We start from the raw sequence: 20,936 nt of genomic DNA on the forward strand, positions 1-20,936 counted from the left end.
TGGATTGCAGCCCGACTAAGAGCACATTCCTTTGCCAAGGCACCGAGGGAAATTCCCTGCCAAGCTATTGTATAAAGCTCGACCTGTTGAGCAGCAGTCTGTGATTGCACCAACGTCGTAACTTGTTACATTAGTAGCAACGAACGTAGCGACTCATGGAACAACCGATGGCCCAGGGCAGATTTGTATCGTACCTTCGTGTCAGCAGTGCCAAGCAGGGGCGCAGCGGCCTTGGGTTAGAAGCCCAGCGCAGGGCTGTGGCTGACTACCTGAATGGCGGAGCGTGGGATTTGATCAGCGAATTCGTTGAGATCGAATCTGGAAAGCTAGATGGCAGGCCGCAATTAGAGGCAGCTTTAGCAATGTGCGAACTGACCGGAGCAACACTCGTCGTCGCGAAGCTGGATAGGCTAAGTCGAAACGTCGCCTTTCTAGCTGCTCTTCAAGATAGTGGAGCAAGGTTTGTCGCTGCTGATATGCCCGAAGCGAATGAGCTTACGATCCATATTATGGCTGCTGTCGCGCAAGCGGAACGGAAAGCGATCTCTAAGCGGACCAAAGAGGCTTTGGCGGCAGCGAAGGCCCGAGGAACAATGTTGGGCGGTAACAGGGGGAATCTAGCAGATCTTCGCAGAGGGCCTGCCGCGAGCGCTATCGTTAGGTCAAAAGCATCTGTTGCACGTGCTGCCAAGGTGCTTCGTCAGATCGAATGCTTCCAAGCGGGAGGAGAAACCACTCTTCGTGCATTGGCAGACAAGCTAAATGAAGCTGGCATTACAGCCCCTCGCGGGGGTTCTTGGAGCGCCGCGCAGGTGAAGCGGATACTGGATATCAGGCAGAGGGAAAGCTAAACTTCGATCCCATAGGGTCGAGACAGCTTCTTAAGCTTCAACATGCGCACTATATGGCAACGACGCCATAAATTTGTGGATCCATGGCCAGTCAGGTCCACCATTCGACTCCACTGGTAGCCGAACCGTCGATTTGTTCATACGTTCCAGTCCCCATTTCCTTCCATATCCGAAACGATAACGCTCGCGTCGAATCAAGGTGGTCATGAATAAAGCCACCAAAGGCGTCATATGAAACTTCGGCACAAAGATATGGACGTCTTCGGTCGTAGAGAATGGCCTCTCTTGATAGAAAGCCTCACCTACGCTGCCATTTCGGTTCACCGTGATGACCCGTCCGGCGTGCTCAGGGGAGCCGTTTACGTATCCAGTAAGCCCATTATTACTGTCGATTGAGGTTATGAAGGGTATGTTTCCTTCAAGACATATTTCGGTTTTGCGCGGCCCTCGACCTCGTTCGATTGTGAATAGTGACTCCAGCGAAAAAGGCTTCCACGTGGATAGGTCACGCAAACATTCTGCGGCGCCACTTGCGCACGGTGCCGGTGCACTGACCTGCACTTCTTCTATCCAAGCTGGAATAGATCCAAGTCGGGGAACAAGTAGCTTGTCGAAGGTTTTATTGGCCTCTCGACCATGGGAAGTGTAGCGTCTGCGATTATGAGCGATAGCTAAGCAGTAGAAGGCTTTTTGCTCAAAGGTCATCTCGAACCTAGGCGTGAGAACCTTGATATTTTGGCCCGTATAGAATGGTTCAGGCTGAATGAACGATGACAGTAGATATGTTCCACCCATCGTCGCTGTGATAGTTCCGGCAGCATGTGGCGCGACCCCTGCGATGCGCTCCACCTTGCCATCGATCCCAAGATTCGCGGATGACCGTGATACAAAATTTACCCCGTCAGGATCGTTCTTGAGCTTGTTTCTATCAAGCTGATTTCCATACTTGATATCGAAAAGCTCTTGTAGGGGGACAAGATCAACCATTTGCCACCTGAAATGCGATATAATCTCTTAGCGTTTTTTCAAAATCAGCGGCAGTTAGGGTGCTGTAGTCTGTCTCCATATAAGCTTCAGCACACCACTCATCAGAAGCGGTTACCTTATTCAAGATGCTAAACCCCGGCGCTGATGTACGATTAGTATAGCTATCTATCCAATTGTCTCTAATCGAATTCCAATTACCCGCATCGATTCTGCCCAGCTTTTTAGTTTTTACGAAACCATCATCCTTGTAAAACCCAAAGTACGGTTTGAACGATACTGGGTGCGGGGCGTGAGCACGCATTAGCACGACGCAAGTTATGACACCGACAGGGTGAAACAAGTCGTCTGGCATGGACAAGACGCCGAGCAACGTGTGTTTCTTAAGCAGGCGCTCGCGAACAATCTTCGCGCTGCTCCCTGACGAAGTCACGCAACTCATTTGTACAATTGCGGCACACCGCCCACCAGGCTCTAAGCAACTAAGCGCATTTTCAATGAATTCTAATTGGCCGTCTTCGCCCACGTCATAAGGGGGATTTAGGAACGAAACTGTAGGTTTCAATCGACGGATCATGTTCAAAGAGGCTGGCGAAAAAGAGTCGCCCTGGTAGATGTGCGATTTTCCGTCGCCGCTCATCATCATGTTCGAGCATGCGAAGGTGAACATATCCGTCCTCTTCTCCACACCCACCAGCTGGCATTCCTTTATATGGGCTCGCTTCTTTTGGTCGCCTCCAGCCAGTCCAAGCATTCGCTTCATAGAAGCGATCAGAAATCCTCCGGTTCCACAGCACGAGTCGAGCACGACGTCATCAACATTCAAATCAACGAGATCACAGAAAAGCTCAGTGATGTGTTGGGGTGTGAGAACCAAACCTGATTTCTTATCCGTTCCAGCGTAACGGATGAATTCTCTGTAGAAGCGGCCTAGTACGTCATATCCTTTATCTCCCATCGTAATGAGGGGAAGAATAGATTTCTCTAGCTTTTCAGCTATGTCGCGAAGTACGTAGTTAGCTTCTTCTGATGACGCCTTTTTTTTCTTGATCAATGCGGCCTTCGCGATAGGCTGCGCCTCAATACGCTTATATTCCCCCATCATCGCATCAATGCGCTGCGAATCAATTTTGTTATCGATTAGAACGTCTTTGATGCTCGTCAGGATCAAATTCGTGATCCGCTCGGGAGTCGGCTCTAGCTTTGCAGAACGAGCGCTGGCCTTATAGGCTTTTTTGAAACTCTCATTCTGAAGTGCGAGCAAAATCGCGCTGACAATAGTACAACGCTCATACTCGACGATCGAGTAATCGTTTAGTTCATAATTTAGGCTTATTGCCGTTTTAGTTATTTCTCCACTCTCGATATTGCTCGCAGTAATATCATCCCTAAACTTCACCAAATATGAATATATATCGAGGAGCTTGCTATCAATTTCCGATACATGTTCTTCCCCCTTGCGCTGGAAGAAAGAAGAAACCTTCAACGAGGAGATGTCTGTACCGGATACTGCAATTGATATTACATTAAATTCTGTGGAAAGGCAGCCAGAGTAGTGCAGGGCCCCGTCGACTGCATACTCAACAGGCTTGTCTTTTAGCTCGCTCTGGTGCTTAGAAATATCGGCTTTACATTCCACTACCAAGATATCGTCCGGTAGAGCGGGAAATGAAATTACAAATTCGGGGAATCCTATCTTTCCACTTTTGTTTTTAGACGCTGTCTTTAGGCATGCTTTAGCCTTCGCGGTACTCGCCCGTTGTTCATCAAATTTAATTGCTGGAAAAAGAGGATCTTTCTTGAAATGATCTCTTACAATGTCTTCTGTCGTTCTCTCGTTGGACATATCTAACTTTCCAGCTCGTAACAGACGCATTGGGGCGCACATCGCAGCGTCGAATAGCTTGCCAACCCCGTGATGGGAATCCCTCACGTGGACAAAGCGTCGATCTGCACCCCAACGAACAAATGTGGGACGTCATGTGGGTCGAGACGCGGCGGTTCGCAAAAAGCTTTACAGAATCAGTGGCTTGTGAAGGTTAATGGCGGAGAGGGAGGGATTCGAACCCTCGGTACCGTTGCCGGCACGCCGCATTTCGAGTGCGGTGCATTCGACCACTCTGCCACCTCTCCGCAGAAGGTGCGGCCTGCGCCGACCCGGTCGAGCGGCGGCCATTAGCGAATGATGACCGGCTTGCCAAGCGGAGAGGTCCGTATTTTTCTTGTAAGACCGCGCGGGCGTCCTAAATTGCTGTTCATGACCGACACCACTGCAATTTTCGGGGCTGATGTCAGCGCGCCCCCCGTTGTCCATGCGCATTTCAGCATCGGCGATGTCGTGAAGCATCGCCACTTCGGTTTCCGTGGCGTCGTGTTCGACATCGATCCCGTCTTCGCCAACAGCGAGGAATGGTATCAGGCGATCCCGGAACAGTCCCGGCCCGACAAGCACCAGCCCTTCTACCACCTGCTCGCTGAAAATGGGGAAACCAGCTATGTCGCCTATGTGAGCCAGCAGAACCTGCTCGCGGACGACAGCGGGGAGCCGGTGGATCATCCGGCGATCGCGGGGATGTTCGGGACCTATGCCAACGGCAAATATCAGCTGCGCCCGCTCCATCGCCACTAAGGCGTGGCCTTTTACGGGCGCATGGTGGCGGATTGCCGCCGCCATTGCTCTGCTGCCCGGCCTGACCGGCATCGCGGCTGCGCAGGCACCGGCCGAGAGCGCCCCTGACGAACTCCGGGTCAACGCCGATCCCACCTTCCCCTTCGCCAATGAAGTCGCCGCTTTCGCGAAGGCGAACGAAGCCAATAGCGGCGCGCCGGGCGCGGTCCTCTTCCTCGGCAGTTCCAGCATCAGGCTCTGGAATACGCAGGCAAGCTTTCCCGACAGAAGCACCGTCAATCGCGGCTTCGGCGGGGCGACGACGCCCGATGTGCTGCGCCACTATCCTCGGCTCTTCCCCAAGGCAGAACCCCGCTCCGTCCTCGTCTATATCGGCGAGAACGACCTTGCGGCCGGAGCCACGCCTGACATCGTCGCCCGCAACATACTCGCGCTGCTCAAGAAGCTGCGCGCCGATTACCCCAAGGCGCGCATCGCCTATCTCTCGCTCAAACCCTCGCCGATCCGGTGGACGCTCTGGCCGAAGATGGCCGCGGTCAACATGACCGTTGCGGCGCGCAGCCGGGTGGGCGGTTTCGACTATCTCGATGTCGGCAGCAGCCTGCTTGCCCATGACGGCCTGCCCGACGCATCGCTGTTCGGACCCGATGGCCTGCACATGAACGGGCGAGGCTACAGCCGGTGGAACAGGCTGGTCGATGGCTGGCTGGACCGGATGGAGATGGCGGCAGCACCTTCACCGCGCCCGCTGTCACTTTCCAATTGATCCACGGCTAAGCAACATTATTACCGTACACCGGTAAAAGACACCCAGAGGGGGATGATGCTGGTGACCACTGATTCGGCCAAGGCCACACCCACGCCTACTCCCATGGCGGAGCTCACCCTTCGCGGCGTCATTCTGGGCGCGCTCATCACGCTCCTTTTCACCGCGGCGAACGTCTATCTGGGGCTGAAGATCGGCCTCACCTTCGCGACCTCCATCCCCGCCGCCGTCATCTCCATGGCGGTGCTGCGCCTGTTCGCGACCGGCACGATCCTTGAAAACAACATCGTCCAGACGATCGCGTCAGCGGCGGGCACGCTGTCCGCGATCATCTTCGTGCTGCCGGGCCTCGTCATCATCGGCTGGTGGCAGGGCTTCCCCTATTGGCTGTCCGCCTTCACCATTGCCTTGGGCGGCATATTGGGCGTCATGTATTCCGTGCCGCTGCGCCGCGCCCTCGTCACCGGCTCCGACCTCCCCTACCCCGAAGGCGTCGCCGCCGCCGAAGTGCTTAAAGTGGGCGCGGGCTCGCGCGAGGGCCTCGAAGAAAATAAGCGCGGCCTTTCCGCCATCATCATGAGCGCCCTCGCCGCCGCCTCCTTCTCCATCATCGCCAAGACGAAACTGATCGCGGAAGAAGCCGCCACCTTCTTCAAATTCGGCGTAGGCGCGACGTCACTCTCTACCAGCTTCTCCATGGCGCTGATCGGCGTCGGCCATCTGGTCGGCCTGTCGGTCGGCGTCGCGATGTTCGTCGGACTGCTGATCAGCTGGGTCGGCCTCGTCCCCTGGCTCACCGCGCCGCTGCCCGCCGGAGCCGACATCGCCGAAGTCGTCGGCACCACCTTCCGCATGAAGGCGCGCTTCATCGGCGCCGGCACGATCGGCGTCGCCGCGATCTGGACCCTGCTCAAGATATTGGGTCCGATCATCAGCGGCATCCGATCCGCCATGGCGGCAGCGCGCAAGCGCAAAGCTGGCGACGGCAGCCTGCTTGAACTGACCGAGCGGGACCTGCCCATCGGCATTGTCGGCGGCACCATCCTCGCCTCGCTCGCACCCATAGCCGTTCTGCTCTGGTATTTCGCGCAGGGCGGGCCGATCGCGCTCAATCCCGCGCCGATCCTCATCCTGACCCTCGCCTATATCCTGGTCGCGGGCGTCGTCATCGCATCGGTCTGCGGCTATATGGCGGGCCTGATCGGCGCATCGAACAGCCCGATTTCGGGCGTCGTCATCCTCGCCGTCCTCGGCGCTTCACTGATCCTCGCCGCCATCTACGGCTCGGGCGGCGATCCGAAACAGAGCCAAGCCCTCATCGCCTACGCCCTGTTCGTCACCGCGATCGTCTTCGGCATCGCCACCATTTCGAACGACAACCTCCAGGATCTGAAGACCGGCCAGCTGGTTGGCGCGACCCCCTGGAAGCAGCAGGTGGCGCTGGTGCTGGGCGTCATCTTCGGCGCGCTCGTCATTCCCCCGGTGCTCGACCTCCTCAACAGCGCCTTCGGCTTTGCAGGCGCGCCGGGGGCGAAGGCGACCGCACTCCCCGCGCCTCAAGCCGCGCTGATCTCCGCACTGGCGAAGGGGGTGCTAGGGGGCGATCTGGACTGGGGCCTGATCGGCACCGGCGCGCTGATCGGCGCCGTGGTCGTCGGCATCGACGAACTGCTGGGCAAGGCTGGCAAGCTGCGCCTGCCGCCGCTCGCGGTCGGCATGGGCATCTACCTGCCGATGGCGCTCACCCTGCTCATTCCGGTCGGCGCGGTCATCGGCCACTTCTACAATCGCTGGGCGCGCCGTCAGCCGAGCCCGGACTTCGCCGAGCGCATGGGCGTGTTGATGGCCACCGGCTTCATCGTCGGCGAAAGCCTGTTCGGCGTCGCCTTCGCCGGGATCGTCGCGGCCACCAACAGCGACGCGCCGCTCGCGCTGGTGACGGAAAACCCGCTCGCCGTGCCGCTCGCGCTCATCCTCTTCGCGGCCGTCATCGGCGGCCTGTACGCCCGGCTGCGGCGGCAGGCATCGATGTAACATATTGCCACACTAACATCATCAAACTGTCACCGAACCGGCATGCCAGTGTAAGGAAAATATCTCACTGACCCCCTCGACCAGAAGGGGGACGGCGGGGGCCGATCTCCCTTGGCAACAGGGAGATTTCCACCATGAACCGCTTTTTCCGTGGCGCCAGCCGCGCAGCCATCGCTCTTGCCCTGACGGCGCCTGCCGCCGCTCTGGCAGGCACCATCAGCGGCACCGTACTCGACGGCACCGGCACCCGCGCCCTCCAATCCACGCAGTTGCGCATTGTCGAGCTGGGCCGCGTCGCCGAAGCCGGTCGCGACGGCAGCTACCGCTTCCCCGACGTCGCACCCGGCACCTACACGATCGAGGCACGCTATGTCGGCGCGGACCCAGTGCGCACCACCGTCACCGTGCCCTCGACCGGCGATGCCGATGCCGACATCCGCATCGGTTCGGACATCGACAGTTCCATCATCGTCGTCGGCCAGGTCGCCAACCAGGCATCGGCCCTGTCCCGCCAGCGCGCCGCCGACGGCGTGGAAAGCGTCCTCACCCGCGACGCCATCGGCCAGTTCCCGGACCAGAATGTTGCCGAATCGATCCGCCGCCTTCCGGGCGTCAACATCCTGAACGATCAGGGCGAAGGCCGCTTCGTGTCGGTCCGTGGCCTTGATCCCGCGCTCAACGCCGCCTCCATCAACGGCACCCGCCTTCCCGCCCCGGAAAGCGACACGCGCCAGGTCGCGCTGGACGTCATCCCGTCCGAACTCATCGAATCCATTGAAATCAAGAAGTCGCTGACGCCGGACATGGATGCCGACACGATCGGCGCATCGATTGAAATCAACACCACCAGCGCCTTCGATCGCAAGAAGGACCTCTACTCGGTCAAGCTGGAAGGCAGCTATAACGACTTCGCCGACGCGCTGACGCCCAAGGGCAGCTTCGATTTTTCGACGCGCCTGTCCGATCGCTTCGGCATCGCGGGCGGCTTCAGCTACTACAAGCGCAAGTTCGAAAGCGACAATATCGAAGCCACTGATTGGGATGTGACGGACGAAGGCAATGCCTATGCCGCCGAAGTCCAGTATCGCGACTATGACGTGCAGCGAAAGCGCATCGGCGGATCGCTCAGCCTCGACTGGCTCGCGACCGACACGACGAAGCTCTATGCGCGCGGCCTCTACAGCCAGTTCGACGATCAGGAATATCGTGGCGACGTGATCCTGATCATGGACGAAGCACCCCGTTCCTCGACCGCCACCAGCGCGGAATTTTCGGACGAGGACGGCCGCATCGAAGTCCGCCGCCGCATGAAAGACCGCTTCGAACGGCAGAAGATCAAGTCGCTCACCCTTGGTGGCGAGACCAACACTGGCCCATGGAAGATCACCTATTCCGGCAGCTGGTCGGAAGCGAGCGAGCGGGAAAATGGTTCGATCGATCCCACCCGCTTCCGCGCCCGTTTCAATGACGATGGCGTCAATGTCGGCTTCGACTATTCTAATCCCCAAAAGCCGCGCTTAACGGTCACGGGCAATAGCGATGCCTTCTTCGACCCGGAAAGCTACGGCTTCAACGAGCTGGAGCGCACGACCCTATCGGACGCGCGCGATCGCGAATATGCGTTGCGCGGCGACATCTCCCGTGCCTTCACCTCTGACAATGGCACCTTCACCGTTCAGACCGGCATGAAGGCGCGCTGGCGCAAGAAGAGCTATAACCTCCAGTCTGACGTCTATGACGACTATGATGGCGATTACACGCTGGCGGACGTGCTGGGCGGCCAGACCTACCGCATCCAGGACATCCTGCCGCTGCCGAGCCACACCGGCCCAACCAACTTCTTCAACGCCAACCGCGACAATTTCGTCCTCAACGAAGTCGATACGGCGCTGGCGTCTGCATCGTCCGACTATGGCGTAAAGGAAGATATCCTCGCCACCTACCTGCTCGGCCGCTGGGACAGCGACAAGCTGCGCGTCATCGGCGGCGTGCGCATGGAGCAGACGCGCAACGACATCAACGCCTTCACCACCCAGTCGGATGGCGACACCGTGACCGTCACGCCCAACCGTTTCGTGCGCAGCTATACCGACTGGCTGCCGAGCCTGACGCTACGCTACGAACCGGTGCGCAACCTCGTCCTGCGCCTTGGCGGCTACAAGAGCCTGGTGCGGCCCAAGCTGTCCGACCTAGCGCCCCGCTTCGACATCAACGAAGATGACGAAGCGACCACCGGCAATCCGCACCTCAAACCCTACCGCGCCTGGAATATCGACGCGTCGGCGGAATGGTATTTCGGCACCAATGCGGCGCTGACAGGCGGCTTCTTCTGGAAATCGGTGAAGAATTTCGTCGTGTCGCAGCGGCTCACCACGCCCGGCACCTTCAACGGCATCGACTATGAAGAACTGACGATCCCGATCAACGGCGACAAGGGCAAGATCAAGGGGTTCGAACTGTCCTACGCCCAGGTCTTCAGCTTCCTGCCCGCCCCCCTCGACGGCCTGCTGCTGAACGTCAACTACACCTACACCGATGCCAAGGGCACCGTCCTCAACGATGGCGACATCAGCGATCCGCGATCGATCCCGTTGCTGAACTCGTCCAAGAACACGCTGAACGTCGTCATCGGCTATGAAAAGGGTCCGATCTCGCTACGCGCGGCGGGCGCCTATCGTGACAAATATCTGGATGAAATCACCGATGCGGCGGAAACCGACCGCTATGTCGACGATCATTTCCAGATCGACCTCAGCGCCAAATATCGCATCGTTCCCGGCGTCCGCGTCTTTGCCGAGTGGATCAACGTCACCAACGAACCTTATTTCGCCTATCAGAATTTCGCAGGAGGCAAGCGCCTGCTCCAGTTCGAGGAATATAACTGGACGGCGAAATTCGGCATCTCGGCGAGCTTCTGATCCATGAAAAAGACCATTCTCTCCACCCTGCCTCTCCTCGCCCTTGCCGCCTGCGCGACCGGCGAGGCGGAAGCCCCCATCGCCGTGCGTATCGCCAATGCCTCCCCCGCCGTCTCCGCGACGGCGCGGGGGGAAACCACCCCCGTGGGCACGGCCAATGCGGACGCCGCCGACGATCCCGCGATCTGGCGCAATGCCGCGAACCCGGCGCAGAGCCTCATCGTCGGCACCGACAAGAAGGCGGGGCTTTATGTCTATGGCCTCGACGGCAAGACCCGCAGCTTCCTTGACGGGGGACGGGTCAACAATGTCGACCTGCGCGATGGCGTGACGATCGGGGGCAAACCCGGCATCCTCGTCGTCGCCAGCGACCGCAATGACATGGCGAACGCCAAGCTCGCGCTCTTCAGCCTCGATCCCGCAACGGCAAAGCTGACCGCGCTGGGCAAGGTCGATGGCGGCAAGGGCGAGGCCTATGGCGTCTGTCTCTACCGCGCGTCAGACGCCGTCTACGCCTTCATCGTACTGAAGGACGGGACTATCCATCAGGTCGCGGTCGATGCCTCGGCCGCTACTGCCACAGGCCGGACCGTACGGACGATGAAGCTCGGCACCCAGGCGGAAGGCTGCGCCGTCGATGACCGCACCGGCATCCTTTATGTCGCGGAAGAAGATGTCGGCCTCTGGCGCTTTGACGCTCGAGCCACCGGCTCCACCACGCCTGTGAAGATCGCTGCGGCGGACGGCAAGAACATCGTCATGGATGCAGAAGGCGTCGCCATCGCTCCGGTCGGGGATCGGGACGGCTATGTCATCGTGTCCAGCCAGGGCGACAATGCCTATGCGGTCTACCGTCTGACCGACGACAGCTATGTCGGCCGCTTCCGCATCATCGACGGCGCCATTGGCGGGGCCGAGGAAACCGACGGCATCGACCTGATGCTCGGCGATTTCGGCCCGGCCTATCCCGGCGGCATCTTCGTCGCGCAGGACGGCCACAACGCCGCCGCCGCGCAAAACTTCAAGCTCCTCGCCTGGGACGACATCGCCAAGGCGCTCGACCTTCGCTGACATACAAAATCCCCCTCCCGCATGCGGGAGGGGTTAGGCTCAGGACTCGTTGATCACAGCCAGAAGAGCACGGTGGCTGCGAGAGCGAGGGCGGAGAAGAAGACGGTTGGGCAGCGGTCGTAGCGGGTTGCCACACGGCGCCAGTCTTTCAGGCGACCAAACATGATCTCGATGCGGTTTCGGCGTTTGTATCGGCGCTTGTCGTATTTGACGGGAAAAGAACGGGATTTCCGGCCCGGAATGCAAGGCGTGATGCCCTTTTGTTCGAGCGCATCCCTGAACCATTCGGCGTCATAGCCCCGGTCAGCCAGCATCCACTGCGCCTTGGGTAGATCATCGAGCAGGGCTGCCGCGCCGGTGTAATCGCTGATTTGTCCTGCCGTGATGAAGAAGCTCAAAGGGCGGCCGTTGGCATCGGTGACGGCGTGAAGCTTGGTATTCATGCCGCCCTTGGTCCGCCCGATCAGGCGGCCGAGGCCCCCTTTTTTACCCCAAGGCTGGAAGCCGTGCGGTGGGCCTTGAGATAGGTAGCATCGATCATGACGGTCTGGGGATCGGCTCTCTGGGCAGACAGCCCCTCCATCATCCGGCCAAACACGCCCATCTCGCCCCACCGTTTCCAGCGGTTGTAGAGCGTCTTGTGCGGACCGTATTCCCTGGGCGCATCACGCCAGCGCAGCCCGTTGCGGTTGACGAAGATGATCCCGCTCAGCACGCGCCGGTCATCGACCCGGGGCTTGCCGTGGCTCTTGGGAAAATAGGGCGAAAGACGCGCCATCTGCTCGTCCGTCAGCCAATACAGGTCGCTCATGCTCAGTCTCCTCGCGGAGCCTGAATCACATCGCCCTCAGCCAATCAATGGGTCCTGAGCCTAGGGGTGGGGCGAGCGTCAGCGAGCAGCTAAGCTCTCCCCACTCACTTCCTCACAAACCAGGCAAGCAACGCAGGCTTCAACCGCGCCCGCGTCTCGATCCGCGTCCTGATGGCGGAGATCGACCGGTCCACCACCTTGCGCGATTCCGGCGTCAGATATTGGGTCGCATAGGCGTCCAGCTTCGCCGCCATTGCCGGGTCAGCCGACCCGCTGCCCAGCCGAGCGATCGCCTGGCTGCGCGCCGACACGTCGATCAGCGCCTCATATTGCTGCCGGTGCGCCAGCACATAATCGACCGCCAGCATCGGATGCTCCGCACCCACCGCCGAGATGATCGCCGCGCTCGTCGTCTTCCCCGGCTCATCGGTCATGGCGAGGTCGAGCGCCTTGCGCCCCAGCCCCTCATCCTTCGCCGCGCCCAGCAAAGCGAACAGCGTGCTCCGATCGAGCGCACTCGTCGCGCCATTGGCCATCGCCCGCAGCTTGTCCCAGGTCGCAGCATCAGCATTCTGCGCGATGATACGCAGCCACACATTGCGCAGCGGCCCTTCCATCAGCGCTGGCTCGGCAAAGCGCCGCCGCGCTTCGGCCAGCGCCGCCTTGTCACCCATGCTGCCCAAAGTCGAAACAAGCGCCGACCGCAGCACCGGCACCTGCGCCCCTTCGCCGGGCTTCGCATCAAATCCGACGCTCTTCAGCACCGGCCCCAGCTTGCGCGAGGCATAGGCGGCGACCCGCGCCTGGCCCACCCGATCGCCATCCAGCATCGTATAGGCGCTGCTCAGATAATCCGGCACCTCGGCCAGCACCGCCGGGCTCGCATTGGCGGGCACCGCGTCCACCATGTCCAGCGCCAGCCCGATCGGCTGATAACCGCCCAGCCCCAGCTGGAAATTGTCGGCCAACAGCCCGATCTGGTCCATCGACGACAGCCGGGTAAAGCCCGCCGCCAGCGCCTTCACATTCGCCTCCGGATAGAGCGAGCGATAATAGCCCGTCTGCCCGGCATTGATCACATAGGCCCCGCACCCCGGCAGCGTCACCGAAGCCGTGCCGTTCAGGATCAGCCGCTGCGCCGCGCCGCCAATCGTCTGCGCCATCAGCGGCACGTTCCAGCGGAGAGGCGCCTTGTCCTTCCGGTCGCGGCTGAACTCGCCCTGGCTGAGCGCCAGCACGGTCGATCCGCCCCGGCACTGCGCGCTCTCCACCTTCACCAGCGGAATGCCCGGCTGGCTGGTAAAGTCATGCGCGATGCCGACCAGCCCCTTGGCCCCCGCGCCCTCGACCGCCTTCCACAGGTCGTCCGTCACGGTATTCCCATAGGCGTGCGCCTTCATGTAGCCGCGAATGCCCGCGCGCCACACATCCTCACCGGCAAAGCCTTCCAGCATCGTGATGACGGCCTCACCCTTTTCATAGGTGATGTCGTCGAACGCCTGGTTGACCTCTTCCACCGTATGGATTTTCTGCACCACCGGATGGGTCGTCGCCAGCGCATCCAGCGCCATCGCCCGCTCGCGCCCGCCGACGCGGGTCAGCAGCATTTCCCATTCCGGTTGCAGCTTGTCGGTGACCTTGGTCGCCATCCAGCTCGCAAAACCCTCGTTCAGCCACAGATCGTCCCACCAGGCCATGGTGACGAGATCGCCGAACCATTGATGCGCCATCTCATGCGCGACGATCGAATAAATGGTCCGCCGCGTCCCTTCCGACGTGAATTTGGGATCGACCAGCAGCGCGCGCTCGAAGGTGAAGATCGCGCCCCAATTCTCCATGGCGGAAAAGAACTGGCTCTGTCCCGGCCCGGCAACATTGTCGAGCTTGGGCAGCGGGAATGGCACGCCGAAATAGTCATTATACCAGGGCAGGATCGCCGCCGACGCATCCAGCGCCAACTGCGCCTTGCCGGTATTCCCCTTGCCGGTGATGACGCCCACTTCCGTCGCGCCCGCCATCTTCGTAGCGCGTTCCAGTTCGCCCAGCCCGAAGAACAGCAGATAGGACGACATTTTCGGCGAAGTGCCGAACGTCACCCGCGTCCTTCCCCCGCCCAGATCCTGCGACGCCTTGACCGGCATGTTGCTGACCGCCAGCTGCCCCGTCGGCACGATCGCGGACAGATCGAACGTCGCCTTGTAGCTCGGCTCGTCAAAGCTCGGCACGAACCGCCGCGCATCGGGCGCCTCGAACTGGGTGAACAGCGCCCGCTTCTGCGCCCCGGCATTATCCTTGTAGTCCAGCGCGAACATCCCGTTCGCCTGCGTGTTGATGACGCCGCCATAGGCGATGTCGAGCTTGTACGCGCCCGGCTGCACCGGCTTGCCGAAATCCAGCGTCACCGTCTGCGCATTGGCGTCGACCTTGGCCGAACCGGTCATCGCCTTGCCCTTCGCCGGGGTCAGCGTGACGCTGCCGATGGAAAGGTCAGCGGCATTCAGCACCAGCACCGGCATCGCCTGCGCGACATTGATGTCGATCGTCACCTTGCCCGTGAACTTCAGGTTCGCCGCATCGGGCACTACCTCGATCGCATAATGGCGGGGCGCAGCGCCACGCGGCAACTGCGTCGTGATGCCCGGCGCCGGTCCCGCAGGCATCTGCGCCACAGCGGGCTGAACAAGGGCGAGCGGCGCAGCCGCCAGCAACAGGGAGGATAGCTTCGAAAAGGACATCAGGTTCGCAACTCCGACACGTTGAGAACGGCATGGCCCGGGCGGCCATTGCCATGATAGTTGCGGGATCGAACCTTTCCGCGCGCGGGTCAAGCGGTTGATCGAACTTTGTTGTGCGGTTGTTTAATAGGGGAGCGCTTGCCGGATGCTGGCAAGCACGCTATCCAGATTTTCGAAGACCTCTGGTTCCAGAAGGGGGTCATTGCATAACCCTGCCCCTCCAGAAAGCGCGTACGCGGCAAGTCAGCCTCTTCACCATGCTGGCCACCATCGACTTCGACGATCAGGCGATGTTCGGCACAAAGCAGGTCAACGACGTAGGGGCCTACCGTTGCTTGCCGCCGAAACTTGAAACCATCCAGTTGCCGATTGCGCAACGCAGCCCAGAGTCGCTTCTCACAGTCCGTTGCATTCCGCCGCAATGCTGCCGCGTGAGGATTGGTACGCCCTATCGCCATAGCTCACCCCACCCTCACCCAACCCTCTCCCGCCAGCGGGAGAGGGCTTTATCATGACGTCCTTCTCCCGCTGGCGGGAGAAGGATACGCAGCCTTGCCGGCGCCGCCGGCTAGGCGAAGTTGGATGAGGGTGCCTACCCCCGCCCCCGATACCCCGGCACATCCTGCGCAGGCAGCCACAGCCCGGCGGGCGGCTCGCCCGACTGCCAGAACACATCGATCGGAATCCCCCCACGCGGATACCAATATCCACCGATCCGCAACCACAAAGGCTGCATTTCGGCAAACAGCCGCTCCCCAATCCCGACAGTGCAATCCTCATGGAAAGCGGCGTGGTTGCGGAACGCCCCCAGGAACAGTTTCAGCGACTTCGATTCGACGATCGTCGCGCCGGGCGCATAGTCGATCACCAGATGAGCGAAGTCCGGCTGTCCCGTCACCGGGCAGAGCGAGGTGAATTCAGGTGCGGTGAACCGCACCAGATAGGGCTTGCCGGGCCGAGGATTGGCCACATAATCGAGGACCGCCTCCTCTGGGCTCGCAGGCAGTGCGCTGCTCTGCCCCAGATGGATCGGTGTCATGCTTTGGGGTATGTCGGTCATGACCGGCCATCTACGCCATTGCACGCCTAATGTCACCGCAACCTGATACCGCCATGCCATTCACCTCCCGTTCAGCGTCATCATTGCCTTGGCTGCTTGCCATGGGGATGCGTCCTGCCATTTTGACTGCCTTGCCGCTGCTGCTGGCCACGCCTTCGTTCGCGCAGGAGCAGGGGGGCACCGATCCTGTCTTCAACCTGCCGCGAACGTCCCCGCCGCCTGCTGATCCTAGTCGCCAAGGTCCGGAACTCGACGTGTTCCGTGGCGCGCCTGTGACGCCACCAGCCAGCACGCCTGTCATCACGCCACCCCCGCCGGTCGTCGCACAGCCCCAGCCTCAACCAGTGTCCCCGGCCCAACCGCAGCGCCCCGCCACCACAGCGCCGCGCCCAACGCCTGCGGAACCCGCCGCCCCGGCGCGCGAGCCCGAAAGCAGCAGCGCCGCGCCCCAGGCATCGACGCCGCAGGCCCCAGCGCCGCAGCCCGCTCCAGCACAACCCGCCGAGCCGCAAGCCGCGCCCTCCCCGGTTCCCGCCGCTCCGGCCAGCGAACCGCCGCTGGGTGCGCCCGCCGAATCTGCCTCCTGGGGTTGGATCGCTGGCGCCATCGCGCTCCTCGCCGCAGCGCTCGCGGCCGCCTGGCTGTTCCTGCGCCGTCGTTCCGAAGAAGAGCAGCAAACCTATGAAGAGCCGGAGGCCGCGCCAGCTCCTCCCCCGCCCACGCCCGCAGCCGCAAAGCCCGTCCCGGCCCCGCCTGCGCCCCGTCCGGCAGCGGCAAAACCGGTTGCGCCGCCCGCCGCGCCCCGGCCTGACGCCCCCTCCCCAACGCCCGCCGCTGCGGCAGCCGATCGGCCGTGGATAGACCTTAGCCTTGAGGTGCGCAGCGCCCGCCTGTCCCTGATGGGCGCCACCATCAGCTACCATCTGACGCTCCACAATCGCGGTGAGCGCGTCGCGGACGACATTCTCATCCGCACCTTCATCGCCAATGCCGATGCCCATCAACAGGCGCAGCTACAGCAGTTCTTCGCCGGAGCTCTTGGCCTGCCCGCTCACTCGGCTGTCTCGCTTGCACCAGGGCACAGCCACAGCCTGACCGGCGAGTTGCGCCTCCTGCCCGACCAGATCGCGCCCGTGCAGATGGGTGACCGCGCGCTGCTGATCCCGCTCGTCGCATTCGACGCGCAATATCGCTGGTCGGACGAGCCGGGCACCAGCCCCACGGGCTCTGGCCGCACCGGCCGCGCCTTCATCGTCGGCCAGGAAAAAACCCCGCCCGCCGACCGGCTCACTCCCTTCCGCGTCGATCAAGGCCCCCGCCAGTTCCGCACCCCCGGCAGCCGCGCCACCGCGCTCGAACTGGCAAGCTGAGCCTGCCTCGAAGCCGTCATCCCAACGCAGGCTGGAATCTCAGACCCGGCCACGCCCTCCGCACTCCACATAGCTCGTCATCCCAGCGAAGGCTGGGATCTCAGGCTCCATCACTCCACCCCTCCCGAGATCCCAGCTGCCGCTGGAATGACGCCCGAACAATAGCCGAGGCTAAAAGCCCCAACACCCTTCCCACACCCCGATCCCCCTCCTAAAAAGGCAGTCACGCACCACTGAAAGAGGCCGCATTGGACATTCTCATCTCCACCGATTGGCTCGCTGCAGAACTGGGCAAGGACGACCTCAGGATACTCGACGCCAGCCTGTTCCTGCCCGGCACGCCGCGCGACCCGCGCGCCGAATTCGAGGCCGCCCACATCCCCGGCGCGGCCTATCTCGATCTTCCCAGCCTCGCCGATGCCGATGATCCGCGCCCCGGCATGCTACCCAGCGACGCCTTCATGACCGAACGCTGCCGCGCGCTCGGTATCGATGCGGACAGCCGTGTCATCCTCTACGACAACAGCCCGACGCACAGCGCCGCCCGCGCATGGTGGATGATGCGCCTCTATGGCGTGGGGCGCGAGGCCGCGATCCTGGACGGCGGCCTGCCCAAGTGGATCGCCGAAGGCCGCCCCACCGAAAGCGGCTGGCCGGTCATCCCGCGCGGCGACGCCACCGCCCGCCGCGGGGAAAGGCAGGTCCGCACCAAGGAGGATCTGCTGGCCAATCTCGACAGTCATGCCGCGCAGGTCATCGATGCGCGCGGCGCGGCCCGCTTCACCGGCGAGGAAAGGGAACCCCGCCCCGGCATGGCCTCGGGCCATATTCCGGGCTCACGCAACATCCCTTCCGCTTCGCTATTCAACGCCGACAACAGCATGAAGACGGGGGCGCAACTGCGGCAATTGTTTCTCGACGCGGGCACCGACTTTTCGCGCCCGATCATCACGACCTGCGGCAGCGGCGTGACGGCGGCCATCCTGCTCGCAGGGCTGGAGCTGCTCGGCAAGACGGACGTCACCCTTTATGACGGCAGCTGGTCGGAATGGGGGCTTGACCCTTCCACGCCCAAAGCGACGGGTCCAGCCGCATGAGCAAGGACCGCAAGCCGCTCACCCAGCTGGCGCAGGCCGGGCGGAAGCCCGAATGGACCGGCATGCCCGGCCAGCCCGGCGCGATCGTCAATCCGCCGGTCTGGCGCGCCTCGACCATCCTTTATGACGATGTCGCCCATCTGCGCAGCGCCGCGCGCAGCAGCACGCATGAACGGCTCTTCTATGGACGCAAGGGGACGCCAACCGCCTGGAGCCTCGCCGATGCGCTGACGGAAATGGAACCCGGCGCGGAAGGAACGATGCTCTTCCCTTCCGGGGTCGCGGCCATCGCCTGCGCGCTGCTCTCGGTCCTGAAGCCAGGCGACCAGCTGCTGATGGTCGACAGCGCCTATGATCCCACCCGCAACTTCTGCGAACAGATGCTGAAAAGTTACGGTATCGAAACGATCTACTATGATCCCCTCGCCGATTCCGTTTCAATTGACCATTTCATTAACGAAAACACCCGCGCCATTTTCCTGGAAAGCCCCGGCAGCCTGACTTTCGAGGTTCAGGACATCCCCGCCATCACCGCCCTCGCGAAGGCAAAAGGCATCGTTACCCTCCTCGACAACACCTGGGCGACGCCCTTCTTCTTCCCCGCCCTTTCCCACGGCGTCGACATCACCATCCTCGCCTGCACCAAATATATCGTCGGCCACAGCGACGTCATGCTCGGCTCCGTCACTGCCACGCCCGATCATTTCCCGAAGCTCCGCCAGACCGCCTATCTGCTCGGCCAGATGGTCAGCCCCGACGACGCCTGGCTCGCCAGCCGCGGTCTCCGCACCTTGGGCGTCCGGCTGAACCAGCACCAGGAAAGCGCGCTCCAGATCGCCCGCTGGCTCTCCGGCCAACCCGAAGTCGCCCGCGTCCTCCACCCTGCGCTGCCGAGCTGCCCCGGTCATGAGAAGTGGGCCCGCGACTTTAGCGGTTCCAGCGGCCTGTTCAGCTTCGTCCTCAACGGCGGGGACGAAGCCGCCCGCGCAGCCCTGATCGACGGCCTCGCGCATTTCGGCATCGGCTATAGCTGGGGCGGTTTCGAAAGCCTTGCCTTGCCGGTTGATCCAGCGCGCTATCGCACCGCCACCACATGGCAGGCCGAAGGCCCGCTCGTCCGGCTCCAGATCGGCCTTGAAGACCCCGCCGACCTCATCGCCGATCTCGATGCCGGCCTCGCTCGCTTCCGCAAGGCAAGGGGATGACCCAAGGCTTTCCCGGCCTGCTTGCCTTGCTGCCGGGCAATCCGGCGATCGTCCATCCTGTGGTCGCGCTGACGCTCACCGCCATCCTGTTCCTGATCGCGGACGGCATCGCGCACATAGCGGCCCCACGTCTGCGCCGCCGCGTCCGGCCATTGGGCGATGCGCTCGCGGGCCATCTTCGGCCCATCCTCCGCCACGCGCTGTCGAGCAGTTTGTTCGCCCTCGCCGCCGCGCTGTGGCCAATCAGTGCCCTTGCCCATCTTATCCTGGGGGCCGCGCTCGCCCTTTCCGTCGCCCTGCTAGCCACGCATATTCTGCGCAGCCTTGCTATTCCCCGCTGGGCGGTCGTCCCGCTTGCCCTGCTGTTGTTCGTCACGGTTCTTTCGGGCAGCAGCGGCGGCTTTGCTCCGGTGGCGGACATGCTTGACGGCATCGGCATCGACCTCGGCAAGCGGCGTGTAACGCTGCTCGGCCTGTTCAGCACCGCAGCGATCTGTGTCCTCCTCTTTGCACTGGTACGGCTCGCCAACAGGCTGTTCGCGCAGAGCATCGGGCGCGCAAAGGGGCTGGACGCCACGCAAAAGCTTCTCGCGCAAAAGCTCGCCGCCATCGGCGCCGTAGTCGCCGCCTTCTTCATCGGCATCGACCTGCTCGGCATCGACCTTACCGCCTTTGCGGTATTTTCCGGCGCGCTCGGCCTCGCCGTGGGCTTCGGCTTGCAGAAGACCTTCGGCAATCTCTTTGCGGGAATCATCCTGCTCATGGACCGCTCGATCAAGCCGGGCGACGTCATCGTGGTTGGCGACAGTTTCGGCTGGGTCAACAAGATCGGCGTCCGCGCCGTCTCCGTCCTCACCCGCGACGGCAAGGAGCATCTGATCCCGAACGAAAATCTGATGACGCAGGAGGTGGAGAACTGGTCCTATTCCGACCGCAACGTCCGTGTGCGCATTCCGGTGGGCGTGGGCTATGACAGCGACCTTAAGCTCGCCCAGGACCTCATGCTCCGCGCCGCACAGGAAAGCCCCCGCGTCCTGCGCAATCCCAAGCCTAATGTATGGCTGACCAACTTTGGCGAGAACCGTGTCGAGCATGACATCCTCGTCTGGATCAGCGACCCCGAAAGCGGCGTTGGAAATGTGAAATCAGACGTGTTGAACCGCGCATGGCAGCTGTTCCGCGAATACGACATCACCATCCCCTACCCCCAGCGCGTCCTGCATGACCCGCACCGATCTTTGTTGCAGAGTAGCAACATTTCGGAATTAAAAGATAAGAAGCAGCAATAATCCCTTGTGCGGCGCGGTATGCGGCGGCATGCCCTCACCTGTTCAGGTCATCCGGTCCGGCCCATCGCGGGAATAGAGAATCCGGGATCCTGACGCAGGCGGGACCATCGCAGAAC

16 protein-coding genes and 1 tRNA gene are annotated in these 20,936 nt (G+C 61.8%); 10 read left to right on the forward strand and 7 right to left on the reverse strand.

Going from position 1 to position 20,936, the window contains the following annotated elements; translation table 11 throughout:
* Nucleotides 1-155: 155 nt before the first annotated feature.
* Complete coding sequence (locus ACYU8T_RS10210; RefSeq protein ID WP_461159350.1) at nucleotides 156-851, forward strand: recombinase family protein; 696 nt, start codon at nucleotides 156-158, stop codon at nucleotides 849-851.
* A gap of 30 nt (nucleotides 852-881) precedes the next feature.
* Here the strand turns inward: ACYU8T_RS10210 and ACYU8T_RS10215 are convergent, their stop codons facing one another.
* The 3 genes from ACYU8T_RS10215 to ACYU8T_RS10225 all read right to left on the reverse strand — a co-directional run bounded on the left by ACYU8T_RS10215 (nucleotide 882) and on the right by ACYU8T_RS10225 (nucleotide 3,968).
* The gene (locus ACYU8T_RS10215) at nucleotides 882-1,838 is read right to left on the reverse strand and encodes a restriction endonuclease subunit S (protein WP_461159351.1); all 957 of its coding nucleotides are present in this window, start codon (nucleotides 1,836-1,838) and stop codon (nucleotides 882-884) included.
* Nucleotides 1,831-3,681: an HsdM family class I SAM-dependent methyltransferase gene (locus tag ACYU8T_RS10220; RefSeq protein WP_461159352.1), complete on the reverse strand. Its 1,851-nt coding sequence runs from the start codon at nucleotides 3,679-3,681 to the stop codon at nucleotides 1,831-1,833. Before ACYU8T_RS10220 ends, ACYU8T_RS10215 begins: the two co-directional genes overlap by 8 nt.
* 197 nt (nucleotides 3,682-3,878) lie before the next feature.
* A tRNA-Ser gene (locus ACYU8T_RS10225) sits at nucleotides 3,879-3,968 on the reverse strand.
* A 124-nt stretch (nucleotides 3,969-4,092) separates the two neighbouring features.
* Between ACYU8T_RS10225 and hspQ the strand changes: the two genes are divergently transcribed.
* The 5 genes from hspQ to ACYU8T_RS10250 all read left to right on the forward strand — a co-directional run bounded on the left by hspQ (nucleotide 4,093) and on the right by ACYU8T_RS10250 (nucleotide 11,253).
* Complete coding sequence (gene hspQ, locus ACYU8T_RS10230; protein ID WP_097092914.1) at nucleotides 4,093-4,464, forward strand: heat shock protein HspQ; 372 nt, start codon at nucleotides 4,093-4,095, stop codon at nucleotides 4,462-4,464.
* A complete protein-coding gene (locus tag ACYU8T_RS10235) occupies nucleotides 4,421-5,230 on the forward strand; it encodes a GDSL-type esterase/lipase family protein (protein WP_461159353.1) in 810 nt (269 codons plus the stop codon). Before hspQ ends, ACYU8T_RS10235 begins: the two co-directional genes overlap by 44 nt.
* Nucleotides 5,231-5,335: 105 nt before the next feature.
* On the forward strand, nucleotides 5,336-7,264 hold the full coding sequence (locus ACYU8T_RS10240; protein ID WP_461159789.1) for an OPT family oligopeptide transporter: 1,929 nt from the start codon (nucleotides 5,336-5,338) through the stop codon (nucleotides 7,262-7,264).
* A gap of 134 nt (nucleotides 7,265-7,398) precedes the next feature.
* Nucleotides 7,399-10,182, forward strand: a complete 2,784-nt coding sequence (locus tag ACYU8T_RS10245; RefSeq protein ID WP_461159354.1) for a TonB-dependent receptor — start codon at nucleotides 7,399-7,401, stop codon at nucleotides 10,180-10,182.
* Between the two features lie 3 nt (nucleotides 10,183-10,185).
* Complete coding sequence (locus ACYU8T_RS10250; protein WP_461159355.1) at nucleotides 10,186-11,253, forward strand: phytase; 1,068 nt, start codon at nucleotides 10,186-10,188, stop codon at nucleotides 11,251-11,253.
* Between the two features lie 53 nt (nucleotides 11,254-11,306).
* Here the strand turns inward: ACYU8T_RS10250 and ACYU8T_RS10255 are convergent.
* The 4 genes from ACYU8T_RS10255 to queF form a co-directional block, all read right to left on the reverse strand.
* Nucleotides 11,307-12,064 (reverse strand): IS5 family transposase gene (locus ACYU8T_RS10255; RefSeq protein ID WP_461159136.1). Its coding sequence is split into 2 segments (ribosomal slippage): nucleotides 11,307-11,743 and nucleotides 11,743-12,064, totalling 759 coding nucleotides; the frame shifts between segments, so codons are not numbered across the junction.
* Nucleotides 12,065-12,168: 104 nt separating this feature from the next.
* Complete coding sequence (locus tag ACYU8T_RS10260; RefSeq protein WP_461159356.1) at nucleotides 12,169-14,799, reverse strand: M1 family metallopeptidase; 2,631 nt, start codon at nucleotides 14,797-14,799, stop codon at nucleotides 12,169-12,171.
* An 89-nt stretch (nucleotides 14,800-14,888) separates the two neighbouring features.
* Nucleotides 14,889-15,257: an endonuclease domain-containing protein gene (locus tag ACYU8T_RS10265; RefSeq protein WP_461159357.1), complete on the reverse strand. Its 369-nt coding sequence runs from the start codon at nucleotides 15,255-15,257 to the stop codon at nucleotides 14,889-14,891.
* Nucleotides 15,258-15,391: 134 nt separating this feature from the next.
* Entirely contained in the window at nucleotides 15,392-15,859 is a 468-nt protein-coding gene (gene queF, locus ACYU8T_RS10270) for a preQ(1) synthase (protein ID WP_201515762.1), read from the reverse strand.
* Between the two features lie 53 nt (nucleotides 15,860-15,912).
* Here queF and ACYU8T_RS10275 point away from each other — a divergent pair, with 53 nt between their 5' ends.
* From ACYU8T_RS10275 to ACYU8T_RS10290, 4 genes are all read left to right on the forward strand, one after another.
* Nucleotides 15,913-17,229, forward strand: a complete 1,317-nt coding sequence (locus tag ACYU8T_RS10275) for a hypothetical protein (protein WP_461159358.1) — start codon at nucleotides 15,913-15,915, stop codon at nucleotides 17,227-17,229.
* A gap of 248 nt (nucleotides 17,230-17,477) precedes the next feature.
* On the forward strand, nucleotides 17,478-18,326 hold the full coding sequence (gene sseA / locus ACYU8T_RS10280) for a 3-mercaptopyruvate sulfurtransferase (protein WP_461159359.1): 849 nt from the start codon (nucleotides 17,478-17,480) through the stop codon (nucleotides 18,324-18,326).
* Complete coding sequence (gene metC, locus ACYU8T_RS10285) at nucleotides 18,323-19,531, forward strand: cystathionine beta-lyase (RefSeq protein ID WP_201515765.1); 1,209 nt, start codon at nucleotides 18,323-18,325, stop codon at nucleotides 19,529-19,531. The genes sseA and metC overlap by 4 nt, the downstream gene beginning before the upstream one ends.
* The gene (locus ACYU8T_RS10290) at nucleotides 19,528-20,820 is read left to right on the forward strand and encodes a mechanosensitive ion channel family protein (RefSeq protein WP_461159360.1); all 1,293 of its coding nucleotides are present in this window, start codon (nucleotides 19,528-19,530) and stop codon (nucleotides 20,818-20,820) included. Before metC ends, ACYU8T_RS10290 begins: the two co-directional genes overlap by 4 nt.
* Nucleotides 20,821-20,936 lie beyond the last annotated feature (116 nt).

The organism is Sphingobium sp. TomMM35A (genome assembly GCF_054771735.1).

Bases quoted from the DNA above. Each gene is read 5' to 3' on its own strand.
- ACYU8T_RS10210 (WP_461159350.1), top strand. From the start codon at position 156: ATGGAACAACCGATGGCCCAGGGCAGATTTGTATCGTACCTTCGTGTC.
- ACYU8T_RS10215 (WP_461159351.1), bottom strand. From the start codon at position 1,838: ATGGTTGATCTTGTCCCCCTACAAGAGCTTTTCGATATCAAGTATGGA.
- ACYU8T_RS10220 (WP_461159352.1), bottom strand. From the start codon at position 3,681: ATGTCCAACGAGAGAACGACAGAAGACATTGTAAGAGATCATTTCAAG.
- hspQ (WP_097092914.1), top strand. From the start codon at position 4,093: ATGACCGACACCACTGCAATTTTCGGGGCTGATGTCAGCGCGCCCCCC.
- ACYU8T_RS10235 (WP_461159353.1), top strand. From the start codon at position 4,421: ATGCCAACGGCAAATATCAGCTGCGCCCGCTCCATCGCCACTAAGGCG.
- ACYU8T_RS10240 (WP_461159789.1), top strand. From the start codon at position 5,336: ATGGCGGAGCTCACCCTTCGCGGCGTCATTCTGGGCGCGCTCATCACG.
- ACYU8T_RS10245 (WP_461159354.1), top strand. From the start codon at position 7,399: ATGAACCGCTTTTTCCGTGGCGCCAGCCGCGCAGCCATCGCTCTTGCC.
- ACYU8T_RS10250 (WP_461159355.1), top strand. From the start codon at position 10,186: ATGAAAAAGACCATTCTCTCCACCCTGCCTCTCCTCGCCCTTGCCGCC.
- ACYU8T_RS10260 (WP_461159356.1), bottom strand. From the start codon at position 14,799: ATGTCCTTTTCGAAGCTATCCTCCCTGTTGCTGGCGGCTGCGCCGCTC.
- ACYU8T_RS10265 (WP_461159357.1), bottom strand. From the start codon at position 15,257: ATGGCGATAGGGCGTACCAATCCTCACGCGGCAGCATTGCGGCGGAAT.
- queF (WP_201515762.1), bottom strand. From the start codon at position 15,859: ATGACCGACATACCCCAAAGCATGACACCGATCCATCTGGGGCAGAGC.
- ACYU8T_RS10275 (WP_461159358.1), top strand. From the start codon at position 15,913: ATGCCATTCACCTCCCGTTCAGCGTCATCATTGCCTTGGCTGCTTGCC.
- metC (WP_201515765.1), top strand. From the start codon at position 18,323: ATGAGCAAGGACCGCAAGCCGCTCACCCAGCTGGCGCAGGCCGGGCGG.
- ACYU8T_RS10290 (WP_461159360.1), top strand. From the start codon at position 19,528: ATGACCCAAGGCTTTCCCGGCCTGCTTGCCTTGCTGCCGGGCAATCCG.